This window comes from Aneurinibacillus sp. UBA3580, from assembly GCF_002375825.1.
GTDB classification, from domain to species: domain Bacteria; phylum Bacillota; class Bacilli; order Aneurinibacillales; family Aneurinibacillaceae; genus Aneurinibacillus; species Aneurinibacillus danicus.
The window spans coordinates 1-657 of record NZ_DFMZ01000131.1; the positions used below are offsets into that span (position 1 = coordinate 1).

Sequence of the window (657 nt, forward strand, 5' to 3'; positions counted from 1 at the left end):
GGGTTCAGCAGGAAACGGTGAAGCGCCTGCTTATGGATTTGCGAATCGATATTCTGGCATGGAAGGAGGGGAGGGGAGTGTGGATCGGGCATGGTGGGCAGACGCTTTTTTTTGCACCGGGACAGGATATACACGACCAGTATGGAAGACAATGGAAAGCTAAAGGGGATTTCTCTATAATCGATGCCGTACTGGGAGAAAATCCCGAAGATGGTACTCCCGTAATATCTTTTGGCAGGTATCCGGATCTTTTCTCCCGCTTATACGGTGCGCTGTATGCGCAGGAAGGGGAGGTGATTGTAGCGACGGCACAGCCGGGGTGTGAATTTTTTACGCCGAGCGATCCGGTTCATCGCGGCGGTGCGAGTCACGGATCACTGCATGAGATGGATTCTATCGTTTCACTTATTATCACAGATGAATCGCCGGACCGGTTTTCCAAACCGCGTATTGTCGATATAAAATCCTATATCCTGCGAGACCTTTGCTGAACCTGAAGCCAATCCTCTCAGCACCTTCTCTGTTGTGTTTGCTGAGCCGCTCCATTTATCTGATATCAAGAAATAAACGGAGTGCTCAAAAGAGATGTTTCTTGGGAGGAGTAAGTGCGCCTGTCTTTTTTATTGCATGAAAGTTCCTCTCCGTCTTAAGACGGAG

At 49.2% G+C, this 657-nt stretch carries 1 pseudogene; it reads left to right on the forward strand.

Annotated elements, in window-relative coordinates:
• Positions 1–491 (forward strand): annotated as a pseudogene (locus B2899_RS17330) (alkaline phosphatase family protein); the annotation flags it as partial.
• Between the last annotated feature and the right edge of the window lie 166 nt (positions 492–657).